Source organism: Kitasatospora griseola (genome assembly GCF_044999035.1).
In the GTDB taxonomy this organism is placed as follows: Bacteria; Actinomycetota; Actinomycetes; order Streptomycetales; family Streptomycetaceae; genus Kitasatospora; species Kitasatospora griseola.
In genome coordinates this window covers 6,130,895-6,145,677 of record NZ_CP173360.1, presented here as the reverse complement: position 1 = coordinate 6,145,677, position 14,783 = coordinate 6,130,895, and the positions used below count along the sequence as shown (strand labels likewise).

Annotated in this window: 12 protein-coding genes; 5 read left to right on the top strand and 7 right to left on the bottom strand. The window is 72.9% G+C overall.

Features of this window, described 5'->3' with window-relative positions; genetic code table 11:
• Positions 1–2: 2 nt before the first annotated feature.
• Positions 3–908, bottom strand: a complete 906-nt coding sequence (locus tag ACI1MP_RS27915) for a transketolase family protein (protein WP_380339923.1) — start codon at positions 906–908, stop codon at positions 3–5.
• 51 nt (positions 909–959) lie between these two features.
• A complete protein-coding gene (locus tag ACI1MP_RS27910) occupies positions 960–1,664 on the bottom strand; it encodes a hypothetical protein (RefSeq protein WP_100586939.1) in 705 nt (234 codons plus the stop codon).
• 65 nt (positions 1,665–1,729) lie between these two features.
• On the opposite strand from ACI1MP_RS27910, the gene soxR reads away from it, so the two are divergent.
• The 3 genes from soxR (at position 1,730) to ACI1MP_RS27895 (ending at position 4,071) form a co-directional block, all read left to right on the top strand.
• Entirely contained in the window at positions 1,730–2,221 is a 492-nt protein-coding gene (gene soxR / locus ACI1MP_RS27905; RefSeq protein ID WP_100586940.1) for a redox-sensitive transcriptional activator SoxR, read from the top strand.
• Positions 2,222–2,320: 99 nt separating this feature from the next.
• Positions 2,321–3,172, top strand: coding sequence for an SAM-dependent methyltransferase (locus ACI1MP_RS27900; RefSeq protein ID WP_380339926.1), 852 nt, complete (start codon positions 2,321–2,323; stop codon positions 3,170–3,172).
• A 68-nt stretch (positions 3,173–3,240) separates the two neighbouring features.
• Positions 3,241–4,071: a sulfurtransferase gene (locus ACI1MP_RS27895; protein WP_404869722.1), complete on the top strand. Its 831-nt coding sequence runs from the start codon at positions 3,241–3,243 to the stop codon at positions 4,069–4,071.
• A gap of 54 nt (positions 4,072–4,125) precedes the next feature.
• Here ACI1MP_RS27895 and ACI1MP_RS27890 read toward each other — a convergent pair whose 3' ends face one another.
• Together ACI1MP_RS27890 and coaE are read right to left on the bottom strand one after the other, a co-directional pair.
• Complete coding sequence (locus ACI1MP_RS27890) at positions 4,126–6,204, bottom strand: MMPL family transporter (protein ID WP_404869721.1); 2,079 nt, start codon at positions 6,202–6,204, stop codon at positions 4,126–4,128.
• Between the two features lie 113 nt (positions 6,205–6,317).
• Positions 6,318–6,914 carry a dephospho-CoA kinase gene (gene coaE, locus ACI1MP_RS27885; protein ID WP_380339944.1) on the bottom strand — a complete coding sequence of 199 codons (597 nt, stop codon included), beginning with the start codon at positions 6,912–6,914 and terminating at the stop codon, positions 6,318–6,320.
• Between the two features lie 206 nt (positions 6,915–7,120).
• On the opposite strand from coaE, the gene ACI1MP_RS27880 reads away from it, so the two are divergent.
• The gene (locus ACI1MP_RS27880) at positions 7,121–7,999 is read left to right on the top strand and encodes an alkaline phosphatase family protein (protein WP_404869720.1); all 879 of its coding nucleotides are present in this window, start codon (positions 7,121–7,123) and stop codon (positions 7,997–7,999) included.
• A 7-nt stretch (positions 8,000–8,006) separates the two neighbouring features.
• Here ACI1MP_RS27880 and ACI1MP_RS27875 read toward each other — a convergent pair whose 3' ends face one another.
• From ACI1MP_RS27875 to rpsA, 3 genes are all read right to left on the bottom strand, one after another.
• Entirely contained in the window at positions 8,007–8,651 is a 645-nt protein-coding gene (locus ACI1MP_RS27875) for an MBL fold metallo-hydrolase (protein ID WP_100586950.1), read from the bottom strand.
• A 56-nt stretch (positions 8,652–8,707) separates the two neighbouring features.
• The gene (locus ACI1MP_RS27870; RefSeq protein ID WP_404869719.1) at positions 8,708–10,813 is read right to left on the bottom strand and encodes an MMPL family transporter; all 2,106 of its coding nucleotides are present in this window, start codon (positions 10,811–10,813) and stop codon (positions 8,708–8,710) included.
• A 1,139-nt stretch (positions 10,814–11,952) separates the two neighbouring features.
• The gene (gene rpsA, locus ACI1MP_RS27865) at positions 11,953–13,443 is read right to left on the bottom strand and encodes a 30S ribosomal protein S1 (RefSeq protein WP_043913368.1); all 1,491 of its coding nucleotides are present in this window, start codon (positions 13,441–13,443) and stop codon (positions 11,953–11,955) included.
• A gap of 423 nt (positions 13,444–13,866) precedes the next feature.
• On the opposite strand from rpsA, the gene ACI1MP_RS27860 reads away from it, so the two are divergent.
• A complete protein-coding gene (locus ACI1MP_RS27860; protein ID WP_380340154.1) occupies positions 13,867–14,781 on the top strand; it encodes a class I SAM-dependent methyltransferase in 915 nt (304 codons plus the stop codon).
• Positions 14,782–14,783: the final 2 nt, after the last annotated feature.

Sequence of the window (14,783 nt, the reverse complement as noted above, 5' to 3'; positions counted from 1 at the left end):
GCTCACCACAGGAAGGCGGCGATCCGGGCGTGCAGGTGGGCCGCGTCCAGGCCGTACGCCGCCAGGTGCTCGGGCAGCGACCCGTAGTGCCGGTGCTCGGCCACCGGCACGCCCAACCCGAGGACGCGGTGCGGCAGTTGCTCCAGCGCCCGGTGCGCCTCGCGCTCCGAGGTGCCGGCCAGGTACGGCTCGACCAGCACCACGTCGGCCCGGCCGCCGATCGCCGCCCGCAGGCCCGCCGCGTCGAACGGCCGCACGGTGGCCGCGTACAGCACCGTCACGTCCAGCGTCTCGGTGGCCTCCAGCACCGCGTCCAGCATCGGGCCGACCGCCAGCACCACGCCCCGGGCGCCCTCACGGACCGTCAGGAACCGGCCCGGGACGATCGGCCGGGCCTCGCGGTTCTGCTGGGCGGACAGCCGCACGTACTGCAGGCTGTCGCCCGCCGCGACGGCGTGGCGCAGCAGCAGGTCGGCCTCGGCGGGGTGGCCGGGGACGTGCACGTGCCAGTCGGGGAGGGTGTCCAGCAGGGCGACGTCGCCGGGCGCCATGTGGGTGCGCCCGCCGGCCGGCCAGTCGTAGGAGCCGGCCGCGCTCACCAGCACCGCGCCGACGCCCTGGTGGTTCAGGTCCAGCTTCACCTGCTCGAAGGGCCGCTCGATCAGGAAGCTGGCGAAGGTGTGCGCGATCGGCCGCATCCCGGTCAGCGCCAGGCCGCCGGCGACGCCGATCAGCAGCTGCTCGCGGATGCCGACGTTCACCACCCGGTCGGGGTGGGCGCGGGCCGCCTCGGGGAACTGGGCGGCGCCGATGTCGGCCAGCACCAGGGCGGTGCGCGGGTCCTGGTCGAGCAGCTCGGCGGTGGTCAGCGCGAACTGGTCGCGCATGGTGAACTCCTGGGTGGTCATGGTCTGCGGTCTCCGCTCTCGGTCGTTCTCGGGCAGCTGCTCTTGCGGTGCTCAGCCGAACTTGGGCTCGGTGCGGGCCACCACCACGTGCGGGCGGCCGGGGTGCGGGGCGGTGTACGCCCGGTACAGCTCGTCGTGGTCGCGGCCGTCCACGGTGGCCGTCGACCAGCCCTCGCCCGCGAACCGGGCCGCGATGCCGCCGTTCCAGCCGTGGGTGGCCGAGGAGTTGTCGATCACCACGGCGTGCAGCCGCTCCAGGCCGTACGCCCCGGCGAACGCCACCGCCTCGTGGTTGCTGCCCTCGTCGAACTCGGCGTCCCCGATCAGCACCCACACCGCCGGGGCGTCCAGGCCCTGCGCCCGCAGGCCCAGCGCGGTGCCCACGGCCAGCGGCAGCCCGTGCCCCAGCGACCCGGAGCCGATCTCCGCGCCGGGCACCAGCAGCCGGTCCGGGTGGTGGCCGAGCGGCGAGTCGTACGACCCGAAGCTCGGCAGCAGCTCCACCGGGAAGAAGCCCTTCGCGGCCAGCACCGCGTAGTACGCCATCGGGCCGTGGCCCTTGGACAGCAGGAAACGGTCCCGGTCGGGCGCGTCCACGGTGGCCGGGCCGACCTTGAGCACCCGGTCGTACAGCACCCACAGCGCGTCCAGGGTGGAGTTCGCGGCCGGCGAGTGCTTCTCGTCGCCGGTCATCAGCGAGATCAGGTGGGGCAGTTCGTCGAAACCGCCGGGAGTGCGCGTTGCTTCGCTCGTCATGCCAACGAGGATCCAACTTCAAGTGCGCTTCAGGTCAAGGCCGTGCGCCGGTAGTGTTCCGGGCCATGACGCCCACCCGGCACGACCGCCTCACCATCGGCCAGCTCGCCGAGCGCAGCGGCCTCGCCACCTCCGCACTGCGCTACTACGAGAGCCTCGGCCTGATCCACGCCGAACGCACCACCGGCAACCAGCGCCGCTACCCGCGCGCGGCGCTGCGCCGGATCGCCTTCGTCCGGGCCGCCCAGCAGGTCGGACTCTCGCTGGAGGAGGTCCGCACCGCGCTCGCCCGACTGCCCGTGGACCGCGCGCCCACGCCCCGCGACTGGCACACCGTGGCCGGCGCCTGGCAGCACCGGATCGACCGGCAGATCGCCGAACTCCAGCTGATGAAGGCCAAGTTGACGGGCTGCATCGGCTGCGGCTGCCTCTCCTTGAGCCGCTGCCTGCTGTACAACGCCGACGACCGGGCCGCCGCCGCCGGCCCCGGCGCCCGCTACCTGCTCACCCGCGACCCGGACGACGGGCCCGAACCCGCTGTCGGACCGGACCGCTAACCTGGCCGGAGGGACCGGTTTCGGCCATCCGTCGTCGAACCGGTTTCCCGGCCGTCTATGCTGCCCCCGAAAGCGTGTTCCACCGACGGGGGGCCGGATATGACCGATCATCAGGAGATCTCGCTCGACTGGATGTCCGGCGAGCAGAGTCCGCCGCCGTCCGCCGAGCTGCGCCCGGAGATCCCGCACCCGGCCCGAATGTACGACTACTACCTCGGCGGCAAGGACAACTTCCCCGCCGACCGGGCCGCCGCCGAACAGGTGCTCGCGCTCAGCCCGCTGGTGCGGATCAGCGCCCTCGCCAACCGCGCCTTCCTCCAGCGCGCGGTCCGCACCCTCGCCGCCGAGCAGGGCATCCGCCAGTTCCTCGACATCGGCACCGGCATCCCCTCCGCGGGCAACACCCACGAGATCGCCCAGGCCGTCGCCCCCACCGCCAAGGTCGCCTACCTGGACAACGACCCGATCGTGCTGGTGCACGGCCGGGCCCTGCTGGCCGGCGCGCAACTGGGCAGCGTCAGCGTCCTGCAGGCCGACCTGCGCGACCCCGGGGCGATCCTCACCGACCCCGCCGTCCGCGAACTGCTCGACCTCGGCAAGCCGGTCGCCGTGATGCTGTTCGCGATCCTGCACTTCATCGACGACGCCGACGACCCGTACGGGATCGTCCGTACCCTGGTCGACGCCCTGCCCTCCGGCAGCTACCTCGCGCTCTCGCACGGCACTGCCGACTTCGTCGACCCGGCCGAGGCCTCGAAGGGCCCCGCGGTCTACCGCTCCGCGACCGCGCAGCTCACCATGCGCAGCCGCGAACAGGTGCTGCGCTTCTTCGACGGCCTGGAACTGCTCGAACCCGGCCTGGTCACCGCCCCGCAGTGGCGCCCCGACCAGGCCCCGCAGGACACCGACGGCCAGGTTGCCATCTGGGCCGGCGTCGCCCGCAAGCCCTGACGCCGCCCTCAACCGCCGGGCGGCGGCGGTGCGATCATGAGGCTCCCCTCACCGACGGAGCCCCCGCCATGACCGCACTGCCGCCGCCCCTGGTCGACGCCGCCTGGCTGGCCGCCCGCCTCGACCGGCCCGACCTGGTCGTCCTCGACGCGAGCGTCGGCGCCCACCGCCACGCCGCCCACCGCATCCCCGGCGCCCGCCCGTTCGACCTCGACGGACCGCTGTCCGACCCGTCGTCCGAACTCCCGCACACCATGCCGTCAGCCACCGACTTCCAGCGCGAACTGCGCGCCCTCGGCGTCCACGACCGCTCCACCGTGGTCGTCTACGACGGCGCGGGCATCTACTCCAGCCCGCGCGCCTGGTGGATGCTGCGCGCCATGGGCTTCGACCGCGCCGCCGTCCTGGACGGCGGACTCCCCGCCTGGCAGGCCGCCGGCCACCCCGTCACCGCCCATCAACTCCCGCACTCCCCCGGCGACTTCACCGCCCGCCCGCGCCCCGGCCTGCTGGTCGACCGCGCCACCGTCGCCGCCGCCCTCACCGACCCCGCCACCGCCGTCCTGGACGCCCGCTCCCACGACCGCTTCACCGGCGACGCCCCCGAACCCCGCCCCCACCTGCGCCGCGGCCACCTCCCCGGCTCCACCAGCCTCCCCTTCACCGACCTGCTCACCCCCGACGGCCGCTACCTCCCCCTCCCCGCCCTCCGCACCCGCCTCACCACCGCCACCACCCACCGCCCCCACCTCATCACCACCTGCGGCTCCGGCGTCACCGCCTGCATCCTCGCCTTCGCCGCCCACCTCACCGCCCACCCCACCCCCACCGTCTACGACGGCTCCTGGTCCGACTGGGGCCGCCCGGAAACCGCCCTGCCGGTCGCCACGGGGACCTGAGGTCCACCGCCACTTCGCCCCGGTCGGTGACCACCCGCAGCACTGCGGCACACCTCAGTCGGCCTCCGCCGCCCTGGACAGCCGTCCCGGCCACCAGATGTGGTGGGTGAGGTCGGCGGTGAGGGCGGTGACCAGGACGGAGCGGACGACCAGGGTGTCGAGGAGGACGCCGAGGGCGACGGCGAAGCCGATTTCGGCGAAGGCGACCAGGGGGAGGGTGCCGAGGACGGCGAAGGTGGCGGCGAGGATCAGGCCGGCGGAGGTGATGACGCCGCCGGTGGCGGCGAGGCCGGCGACGGCGCCGCGGCGGGTGCCGAGGTGGGCGGACTCCTCGCGGACACGGGTCATCAGGAAGATGTTGTAGTCGATGCCGAGGGCGACCAGGAAGACGAAGACGAAGAGCGGGAACGCCGGGTCCTGGGCCTCGAAGTGGAAGACGTGCGCGAAGAAGAAGGCGCTGATGCCGAGCGCCGCCGCGTACGAGAGGACCACGGTGGCGATCAGCACCAGCGGCGCGACCACGGCGCGCAGCAGGGCGGCGAGGATCAGCAGCACCACGGCCAGGACCAGCGGGATGATCACCCGGTTGTCGCGGGCGGCGGCCCGTCCGGCGTCGAGGACGACCGCGGTGGGGCCACCGACCTGGGCGTTCGCCCCGGGCACGGCGTGCACGGCCGTCCGGACCCGGTCGACGGTGGCGCGGGCGGCGGCGCTGTCGGGGGCGTCGGCGAGGGTCGCCGGGAAGAAGGCCTCGCCGCCGCGCACCTCGGCGGGGCCGATCCCGGCGATGCCGGGGGTGCTCGCGGCGGCCTGCCGGACGGCGTCCAGCGGCGGGCCGGCGTTGCTGATCACCGACAGCGGCGCGCCCGTCCCGCCGGGGAAGTGCGCGGCCAGCACTTGCTGGCCGGTGACGGAGTCGGGGGTGCCGGTGAACGATCCGGCGGCGCTCAGGCCGGTCGCGTCGAGCGATACCAGCCCGGCGGTGCAGGCGGCCAGGGCGAGCGCGGTACCGATCCACACCTTGCGGGGGCGGTCGGCGATCCAGGCGCCGATCCGCGCCCAGCGCCCGGTCTTCGTCGGCTCGGGCGTGCCGTAGCCCGGGCGGACCGGCCAGAACACCCAGCGTCCGACGGTCACCAGCAGCGCGGGCAGCAGGGTGAGCATCGCGAGCAGGGCGACGACCACGCCGATCGCGCAGACCGGGCCGAGGCCGCGGGTGGAGTTCATCTCGGCGACCAGCAGGCACAGCATCGACGCGACGACCGTCGCCGAACTGGCCAGGACGGCCGGCCCGGCCCGGTGCAGGGCGGCGGCCATCGCCTCGTGCCGGTCCTGGTGGCGTCGCAGTTCCTCCCGGTAGCGGGCGGTCAGCAGCAGCGCGTAGTCGGTGCCCGCGCCGAGCACCAGCACGATCAGGATGCCGGCGCTCTGCGCGTTGACGGTCAGTCCGGTGTGCTTCGCCAGCAGGTAGATGACGGCCTCGGCCACCGTCAGCGCCGCCCCGGCGGACAGCAGTGGCAGCAGCCACAGCACGGGGCTGCGGTAGGTGAGCAGCAGTAGGACGACCACCACGCCGACGGTCGCGAACAGCAGCGTGCTGTCGATGCCCGAGAACGCCTTCGCCTGGTCGGCGGCGATCCCGCCGGGGCCGGTGACGTGCGTGACCAGCCCGGGCGGCGCGTCGGCCGCGGCGGTGGCGCGCATGCTGTCGACGGCGGGCTTGAGGTTGTTCCACCCACTGGTGCCGACCTCGACGGACACCACGGTCTGCATCGCCTGCCCGTCCGCCGAGACGGTCGGCCCGACCACCGGTCCGACCACGTGCGGCGCGCCGGCGAAGCTCTCGGCGTCGCGGGCCGCCGCGGCCCGGTCCTCGGCGGTGACGCCGCCCGGCCGCTGGTACACCGCCACGGCCTCGGCGGTGTCCACCGGCTGGAACCGGCGCTGCGCCTCCTGCACCCGGGTCGACTCGGCGTTCGCGGGCAGCCAGCTGGACGCCTGGTTGTCCTCGGCGCCCATCAGCTTCCCGGCCGTCGACGCGGCGGCCAGCAGCAGCACCAGCCACAGCGCCAGCACCACCCACTTGCGGCGCCGCCCGCACGGCAGCGCGGACCATCTTCTGCCGGAACTCATCGCGACCGGCCCCCAGTCGACGACCCCGGGCGGGGCCGTCCGCCGCGCCCTCCTCGTCCCAGCATCGGGCCGGGCCCGCCGGTCCGCGCGCGCCGCGACCCGATCGGCGCAGGTCAGGCGCTGCGCTGCTCCAGTTGCCGCCAGAGTTCCCGGACGCGGGCGGTGAGAGCGTCGAGGTCACCGCTGTTGTCGAGGACCAGGTCGGCGACGGCGAGGCGGTCCTCGCGGGTGGCCTGGGCGGCCATCCGGGCGCGGGCCTCGTCCTCGGGCATGCCGCGCAGCGCCGTCAGGCGGCGCAGGCGTTCGGCGTCGGGGACGTCGATGACCACGACCAGGTCGTACAGCGGGGCGAGACCGTTCTCGGCGAGCAGCGGGACGTCGTGCACGACGATCGCGTCCGGGCCGGCGGCGGCCTCCAGTTCGGCGGACCGGGCCCGCACCAGCGGGTGCACGATGGCGTTGAGCGCGGCGAGGCGGGCCGGGTCGCCGAAGACGATCCGGCCGAGCGCAGGACGGTCGAGCGCGCCGTCGGGCAGCAGCACCTCGGGGCCGAACTCGGCGACCACCGCGGCCAGTCCGGGCGTCCCGGGGGCGACCACCTCACGGGCGATCAGGTCCGAGTCGACGATCACCGCGCCCAGCGCGGCCAGTTGGCGGGAGACCTCGCTCTTGCCCGCGCCGATGCCGCCCGTCAGTCCGATCCTCAGCATGCCGCCAGGTTACCGGCCCGTACCGCGGCGCCCGCGGCGGCCCAGGCGGGACGAACACCGGGCGAACTCCGAAGGAACTCTCCGGGCCCTCGCCCAAGGGACGTCCGGAAAAAGTTGTCCGTACAGCTCTACGGGCCCGCGCGGGCCGCTAAGGTGCCGAACAGCTCGAACACCTGCATCACCCTCGAACGATCGGAGCACCATCCGTGTCCAGCATCTGGCCCGCCGGCCCGCGCCGGGTCCTGGTCGTCGGCATCGACGGCGTCCGTCTCGACCTGCTGCCCGAGCTGCACACCCCGCACCTGGACGCGGTCGCCGCCGCCGGCTTCCTCAGCCCCGTCGAGGTGGACGACGCCACCCCGACGATGTCCGGCCCGTGCTGGGCGACCATCGCCACCGGCGTCGGCGTCGCCAAGCACGGCGTGCTCGGCAACCACCTGGGCGGCCACCGGCTCGACGTGTTCCCGGACTTCACCACCCGGCTGGCCAAGGCCCACCGCCGCCGGACCTTCGCGGTCGGCGGCTGGGAGCCGCTGTTCCTGGCCCGCGACGGCGGCCCGCTGTTCAACGCGCCCGGCCGGCTCTCGTACATCGCCCCGCTGGAGGACACCCCGGAGGCGTGGGAGGTCTGCGACGAGCGGGTCACCGCCGAGGCCGAGTACGTGCTCGCCCGGTCCGACGACGACCCGCAGGCGTCCTTCGTCTACCTCGGCGCGGTCGACGAGACGGCGCACTTCCGCGGCTGCGGCGAGGACTACCGCCGCTCCATCGAGACCGCCGACGCCCGCCTCGGCCGCCTGCTGGCCGCGCTGCGCGAACGGTCCACGTACGCCGCCGAGGAGTGGACGGTCATCGTCGTCACCGACCACGGCCACGTCGACGCGGGCGGCCACGGCGGCCGCAGCGACCTCGAACGCACCGCCTGGATCGCCGCGTTCGGCCCCGGCATCACCCCGGGCGCGCCGGTCGGCCCGCTGCACCACACCGACGTCGCGGCGCACGTGTACGCGGCGCTGGAGATCGTCCCCGACCCGCACTGGACGCTCGACGGCCGCCCGTTCACGGCCGCCGCGCCCGCCCTCTGACCGACCGTCAGACCAGCTCGACCGACTCGCCGACGTCGAGGGTCCGGTACGCCACCCCGCCGGTGCCGGGCCCCTGCGGGCCGAGCAGCCGCCCGTGCACGGCCCGGCCGGCCGGGCTGAGCGTCTCGTCGTGGATCGCCACCGCCTGCCGGGGCCGGGCGTCGCGCAGGTAGTCGACCAGTTCGCCGACCCGCAGCCAGGGCGCGCCGAGCGGCAGCAGCAGCGTGTCGACGGTGTCCGGCGGGACGGTCAGCGCGTCGCCCGGGTGGAACACCCGGCCGCCGAGCAGGAACCCGATGTTCGGGATCCGCTCGATGTCCGGGTGGATCTCCGCGTGCCACTCGCCGTGGACCGTCACCGGCAGCCCGTCCAGCTCGAACGCGTCGCCCTCGCCGACCACCGTCACCCGCGCCCCGATGCCCTCCAGCTGCCGGGCCACCGAACGGTTGGTGTACACCCGCAGACCCGGGTTCGCCTCGACGGCGGCCCGCACCTGCGGTTCGGTGAAGTGGTCGACGTGCTCGTGGGTGATCAGCAGGGCGCGCACGTCCCGCACCGCCTCGGGGCCGGTGAACATGCCGGGATCGATCAGCACCGCCCCTTCCGCGTGCTCGATCCGGACGCAGGCATGGCCGAACTTCGTCAGTCGCATACCGCCACCCTAGGACCTGTCCGGCCGATCCTGCCGGGCGCCCGACGCCGACGGTCCTAGGGCGCGCCCACCAGTCCCGGCTCCTTCGGCAGTCGCGGCACGGGCAGCTCCGCCGGACGCAGCGGCGGCAGTTCGACGTGCTCGCTCAGGCCGATGCGACGGTGCAGGCGGCGCAGCGGGGCGGGCGCCCACCAGTTGAGCCGGCCGAACAGCGACATGGTGGCGGGCACCAGCAGGGTGCGCACCAGGGTGGCGTCCACGGCGACGGCGACGGCCAGCGCGATGCCCATCTGCTTGACCATGAGCATCTGCCCGAAGGCGAACCCGGCGAACACGATCACCATCAGCAGCCCGGCCGAAGTGATGATCCGACCGCTGCGCTGCAGCCCCAGCTCCACCGACCGCAGACAGCCGTGGCCCTGGTCGTGCAGCTCCTTGATCCGGGACAGCAGGAACACCTCGTAGTCCATCGACAGCCCGAACGCGAAGGCGAACACCAGCACGGGGATCACCGTCTCCAGGCCGCCGGTCGGGGTGAACCCGAGCAGCCCGCTGAAGTACCCGTGCTGGAACACCAGCGTCAGCGCCCCCAGCGACGCGCCCAACGAGAGCACGTTCATCAGCAGTGCCTTCACCGGCAGCACCACCGACCCGGTCATCATGAACAGCAGCACCAGCGTCCCCGCCGCGACCAGCCCGACCGCCCACGGCCCGCGCGAGCCGAGTTCGTGCTGGAAGTCCACCAGCGACGCCGCGTCCCCCGTCACGTACGTCTCCAGGCCGCCCCGGTGCTCGCGCAGCTCACCGACCACCCGCTTGGCCTCCGCCCCCTGCGGGTCGCCCTTCACCAGCACGTCCACGGTCTGCACCCCGTCCGACACGGGAGTGACGGCCCGTACCCCGGACACGCCCGGCAGCGACGCCACCACGCTGTCCGCGTAGTGCTGCGCCTGCTGCGGCGTCCCCTCGACCACCACCTGCACCGGGGCCGGAGCCTGCGCCGGGAAACGTTCCTGCACGGCCTCGGCGACCTGCCGGGACGCGAAACTCTTCGGCAGTACATCGGCGCCCGAGATGCGGAAGTGCGAACCCAGGAACGGAGCCCCCGCCGCGAGCAGCAGCGCCACGCACGCCAGCATCACCGGCACCGCCCGCCGCTGCACCCGGCGCACCGTCCGCGAGAAGAACCCCTCGTCCGGGACGGGCGTGCTCGGCGCCTTGATCCGCCGCCCCATGAACCCCAGCAGCGCCGGCACCAGCGTCAGCGCCGCCGCCACCGCGATCACCACCACGCTCACGCCGGCCGCCGCGACCGCCCGGAACACCGGGCTGGTGAACACGAACAGGCCACTCAGCGCCACCGCCACCGTCAGCCCCGAGAACGCCACCGTCCGACCGGCCGTCGCGGACGTCCGCTCCACGGCCTGCGCGATCGTCGCGCCCAGGCCGCGTTCCTCGCGGAACCGGTTCACCATCAGCAACGCGTAGTCGATCGACAGCCCCAGCCCCAGCACCGTCGCGATCGGCAGCACGCTGGTGTCGATGTCCATGATCCGGCTGAACCCGAACATCGCCAGCAACGCCCCGCCCACCGAGGCCACCGCCCCGATCCCCGGCAGGCCCGCCGCGGCCAGCCCGCCGAACACCAGCACCATCACGATCAGAGTGAGCGGCAGCGTCACGATCTCCCCGAACCGGGTGTCCCGCGCCGTCTGGTCCTTCACCTCCTGCTGCAGCACCGGATCCCCGCCCACCACCGTGTGCGCCCCGTCCGCGGTGATCTGCTCCAGCCGGTCCGTCACGGCCTTGAGCTGCTTCGCCGACGCCCCGTCCGCGATCCGCACGTTCACCAGCGACGCCCGGCCGTCACCCGCGCTCAGCTGTCCCCCGGTCGAGTACGTGTCCGCCACCGAGACCACCCCCGGCAGCTTCGCCACCTCGGAACTCGCCCGCTGAACAGCCGCCTTGACCCCCTCGCTCCCCACCGGCGCCCCGTCCACCACCGCCGTCACCGTGCCCTGCACCGGATCCGCCGCCTGCACGATCGCCACACCCCGCGCCGATTCCGACCCCCCGCCCCCCGTGCCCGCCACCGACCCCTCGAACACCCGCCCGCCGATCAGCACCCCCACCGCGAGCACCACTGCCCAGAACCCCAACACCCAACGCCGATACCGAAAACACACTCGCCCAAGCCCGGCCAACCGACCGTGAACCTGGAAAACCTGGACCTCTGCTGCGGTGGAGCGAGAGCTGCGCATGCCGGGAGCCTTTCGGACAACTCACCCCAAGGTATGCGTCACGCCCCGAACGTCCTATAGCCGGACGATGAGCCTCATCTCACAATTCCCTTCACATAAACGCCACTTAAGCTCCACAGAAGGACGCGCAATACCTCGGACCGAGACGAGGAGGCGGGAGCGCTGCGCGAGGTGCAGCGCGGCTGACGGGACACTGCGCGAAGCAGACAGCTCGGGCGACGTCCGGCGCCCCGTCCGGGCGAGCTCGGCCGGTAGCCCACCTCGCACCCGTGACCGGAAGCGCGAGCAGCTGCACGGCTGAGCGGACCCACCAGGCGGCCGCCGGCCCCGAGGGCGAGCAACTGGGCGCCTCAGCGAGCCGAAGCGGGCCCTTCCCGCCTGGGCGGGCGCAGCCTGGCACCCGAACTCGCCACGACCTCCGCCGCCCAATACGGCCGTCTCGCCTGCGGGCACCCGCATGGGACTGAGCGCCGCACGAGCAACTGGGCAGCCAAGCGACTCGGCATCCTGCCGATGGCGGCCGGGCGAAGCCAACAGCTCGGGCCGCGCGCAGCAGGCCACCGCCGACGGCCCGGTTCGCCCCACCATGCACAGCCTCCAGCTCACGCCACGCAGCGTGCCCCTGCCCGCCACCGGGCACTCGGCCGCCGGCGCAAGAACATCAGGCCCCACCCAGCCGCGCACAGCGCACGGCACGCCAACCCCCACGCAGCGCCCCCCTGGCAGGTGCCCGGACGGGCGCAAAACAACAAGCCTCGCCTGGCCCGCGCGCAGCGCACCCTCCCCTGGCGAGTGCACGTGCGGACGCAAAACAGCACGCCCAGCCCAACCTCCCGTGCAGCACACCTCACGCCAACCCTCGCGCAGCGCACCCTCCCCTGGCGGGTACCCGGGTGGGCGGGTGGGCGCAAAAACAGCAAGCCCCACCCAGCCCCGCGCAGCGTCCTCCACTGGCGCGCGGGCACAAAAACAGGGACCCCCCGCCCAGGAAAGCCTGGGCAGGGGGTCCCTGCGTGAGTCAACTACTCAGCGAGAGCGATTCAGCTCTGGCCGCCGGCCAGCTTCTCGCGCAGAGCAGCCAGCGCCTCGTCCGAGGCAAGCGCGCCGGAGCCCTCGTCGCTGCTGGAGGAGTACGAGCCGCCACCGGACACCGGGGCCTCCTCGCCGGCCTCGGCGGCAGCAGCCGCGTCCGCCTCGCGGGACTTGATGACCTGGGCCTGGTGCTGCTCGAAGCGGGCCTGGGCCTCGGCGTACTGCCGCTCCCACTCCTCGCGCTGCTTCTCGAAGCCGGGCAGCCAGTCGTTCGCCTCGGGGTCGAAGCCCTCCGGGTAGATGTAGTTGCCCTGGTCGTCGTAGGACGCGGCCATGCCGTACAGGGTCGGGTCGAACTCGACCGACGCCGGGTCGGCACCGAGGGACTCGTTGGCCTGCTTCAGCGAGAGGCTGATGCGACGACGCTCGAGGTCGATGTCGATGACCTTGACGAAGATCTCGTCGCCGACCTGGACGACCTGCTCCGGGATCTCGACGTGGCGCTCGGCCAGCTCGGAGATGTGGACCAGGCCCTCGATGCCCTCGTCCACGCGGACGAACGCACCGAACGGAACCAGCTTGGTGACCTTACCCGGCACGACCTGGGAGATCTGGTGCGTGCGGGCGAACTGCTGCCACGGGTCCTCCTGGGTCGCCTTCAGCGACAGGGAGACGCGCTCGCGGTCCATGTCAACGTCGAGAACCTCGACGGTGACCTCCTGGCCGACCTCGACAACCTCGTTCGGGTGGTCGATGTGCTTCCAGGACAGCTCGGAGACGTGCACCAGACCGTCGACGCCGCCGAGGTCGACGAACGCACCGAAGTTGACGATCGAGGAGACGACGCCGGAGCGGACCTGACCCTTCTGCAGGGTGGTGAGGAACGTCTGGCGAACCTCGCTCTGGGTCTGCTCGAGCCAGGCACGGCGGGACAGGACCACGTTGTTGCGGTTCTTGTCCAGCTCGATGATCTTCGCCTCGAGCTCCTTGCCCACGTAGGGCTGGAGGTCGCGGACGCGACGCATCTCGACCAGCGAGGCCGGGAGGAAGCCGCGGAGGCCGATGTCGAGGATGAGACCACCCTTGACGACCTCGATGACGGTACCGGTGACGATGCCGTCCTCTTCCTTGATCTTCTCGATCGTGCCCCAGGCGCGCTCGTACTGCGCACGCTTCTTGGACAGGATCAGGCGACCCTCCTTGTCCTCCTTCTGGAGAACCAGGGCCTCGATGTTGTCGCCGACAGCGACAACCTCGTGGGGGTCGACGTCGTGCTTGATCGAGAGCTCGCGGGACGGGATGACACCCTCGGTCTTGTAACCGATGTCGAGGAGCACCTCGTCACGGTCGACCTTCACGATGACGCCCTCAACGATGTCGCCGTCGTTGAAGTACTTGATGGTCTCGTCGATGGCGGCGAGGAAGGCCTCGGCGTCGCCGATGTCGTTGACCGCAACCTGCGGGGTGGTGCTGACAGAGGTGTCGGTGGGGCTCGTCATTAGGAAAAGGGCTCCGGTACGGACATGAAGTCGTAGTAATGCCACGCGGAGGGCCCTGATCGCTCCCACCGAAAGCCGTACAGGCCGGAAAACGGCCACCGAATCGATTCCATCAACCGGAATCCCGATGCCCGTCTGACGACCGTTGGGGTCTTCGACAGATGCGAGCGCGACCTGCTCCGTCCGAGGCGCGCAGGCCCGCAGCGCAACTTGTAGCATACGGGGACACCCGGACACGGTCAATGCCGAAGGCGGCAAGACCGGTAGAGGCCGGGACGGATCAGGCCATATCCTCCGAAGGCACACCTCGCGGCGGCTCGAACACCGGCCCTACCCCGGATGCCACGGCCCGACCCGGTCCCGTACGGGACCGACTCCGCGGCAGTGGCGCTTCCGCATCCCATACCTTACGTGACGGATTCCATGACCCACTCCACCACCCCCGGCCCCGACGCGTCCCGCGACTACGACCCCGCCGAGTACGACGTCCCGAGCGCCTACCGCACCGACGCCGAGCCGGACGACGACGACGGCGACGAGGCGCTCCGGCGGGAGGCCGGGGAGGTGGAGTCGAGCCGGGCGAGTCGGCACTGGTGGGACCGGAACGCGGACGACTACCAGGACGAGCACGGGGAGTTCCTGGGGGACGACCGGTTCACCTGGTGTCCGGAGGGGGTGGACGAGGCCGAGGTGCGGCTGCTCGGTGAGCCGGCGGCGCTGAAGGGCGCGGATGTGCTGGAGATCGGTTCGGGCGCGGCGCAGTGCTCGCGCTGGCTGGTGGCGCAGGGCGCCCGGCCGGTGGCGCTGGACATCTCGTACCGGCAGTTGCAGCACTCGCGGCGGATCGATCTGGGCCGCGGCCTGGAGCCGGTCGCGGTGGTGCAGGCGGACGCGGCCACGCTGCCGTTCGCGGACGGCTCGTTCGACCACGCGTGTTCGGCGTACGGCGCGGTGCCGTTCAGCGCGGACACCTCGCGGCTGATGCGCGAGGTGCACCGGGTGCTGCGGCCGGGCGGGCGGTGGGTGTTCTCGGTGACGCACCCGATCCGCTGGGCGTTCCCGGACGAGCCGGGCGAGGAGGGCCTGACGGCGTCGTCGTCGTACTTCGACCGGACGCCGTACGTGGAGCAGGACGAGCAGGGCGTGGCGACGTACGTCGAGCACCACCGGACGCTGGGCGACCGGGTGCGGGAGCTGGTCGGGGCCGGATTCGTGCTGCTCGACCTGATCGAGCCGGAGTGGCCGGAGGAGCTGGAGCAGGAGTGGGGCGGCTGGAGCCCGCTGCGCGGCCGGCACATCCCCGGGACGGCGATCTTCGTCGCCCGCCGGGACGGCTGACG

Excerpts from the sequence above, each read along its gene's own strand:
- ACI1MP_RS27895 (WP_404869722.1), top strand. The coding sequence starts at position 3,241 with ATGACCGCACTGCCGCCGCCCCTGGTCGACGCCGCCTGGCTGGCCGCC.
- coaE (WP_380339944.1), bottom strand. The coding sequence starts at position 6,914 with ATGCTGAGGATCGGACTGACGGGCGGCATCGGCGCGGGCAAGAGCGAG.
- soxR (WP_100586940.1), top strand. The coding sequence starts at position 1,730 with ATGACGCCCACCCGGCACGACCGCCTCACCATCGGCCAGCTCGCCGAG.
- rpsA (WP_043913368.1), bottom strand. The coding sequence starts at position 13,443 with ATGACGAGCCCCACCGACACCTCTGTCAGCACCACCCCGCAGGTTGCG.
- ACI1MP_RS27900 (WP_380339926.1), top strand. The coding sequence starts at position 2,321 with ATGACCGATCATCAGGAGATCTCGCTCGACTGGATGTCCGGCGAGCAG.
- ACI1MP_RS27875 (WP_100586950.1), bottom strand. The coding sequence starts at position 8,651 with ATGCGACTGACGAAGTTCGGCCATGCCTGCGTCCGGATCGAGCACGCG.
- ACI1MP_RS27890 (WP_404869721.1), bottom strand. The coding sequence starts at position 6,204 with ATGAGTTCCGGCAGAAGATGGTCCGCGCTGCCGTGCGGGCGGCGCCGC.
- ACI1MP_RS27910 (WP_100586939.1), bottom strand. The coding sequence starts at position 1,664 with ATGACGAGCGAAGCAACGCGCACTCCCGGCGGTTTCGACGAACTGCCC.
- ACI1MP_RS27915 (WP_380339923.1), bottom strand. The coding sequence starts at position 908 with ATGACCACCCAGGAGTTCACCATGCGCGACCAGTTCGCGCTGACCACC.
- ACI1MP_RS27860 (WP_380340154.1), top strand. The coding sequence starts at position 13,867 with ATGACCCACTCCACCACCCCCGGCCCCGACGCGTCCCGCGACTACGAC.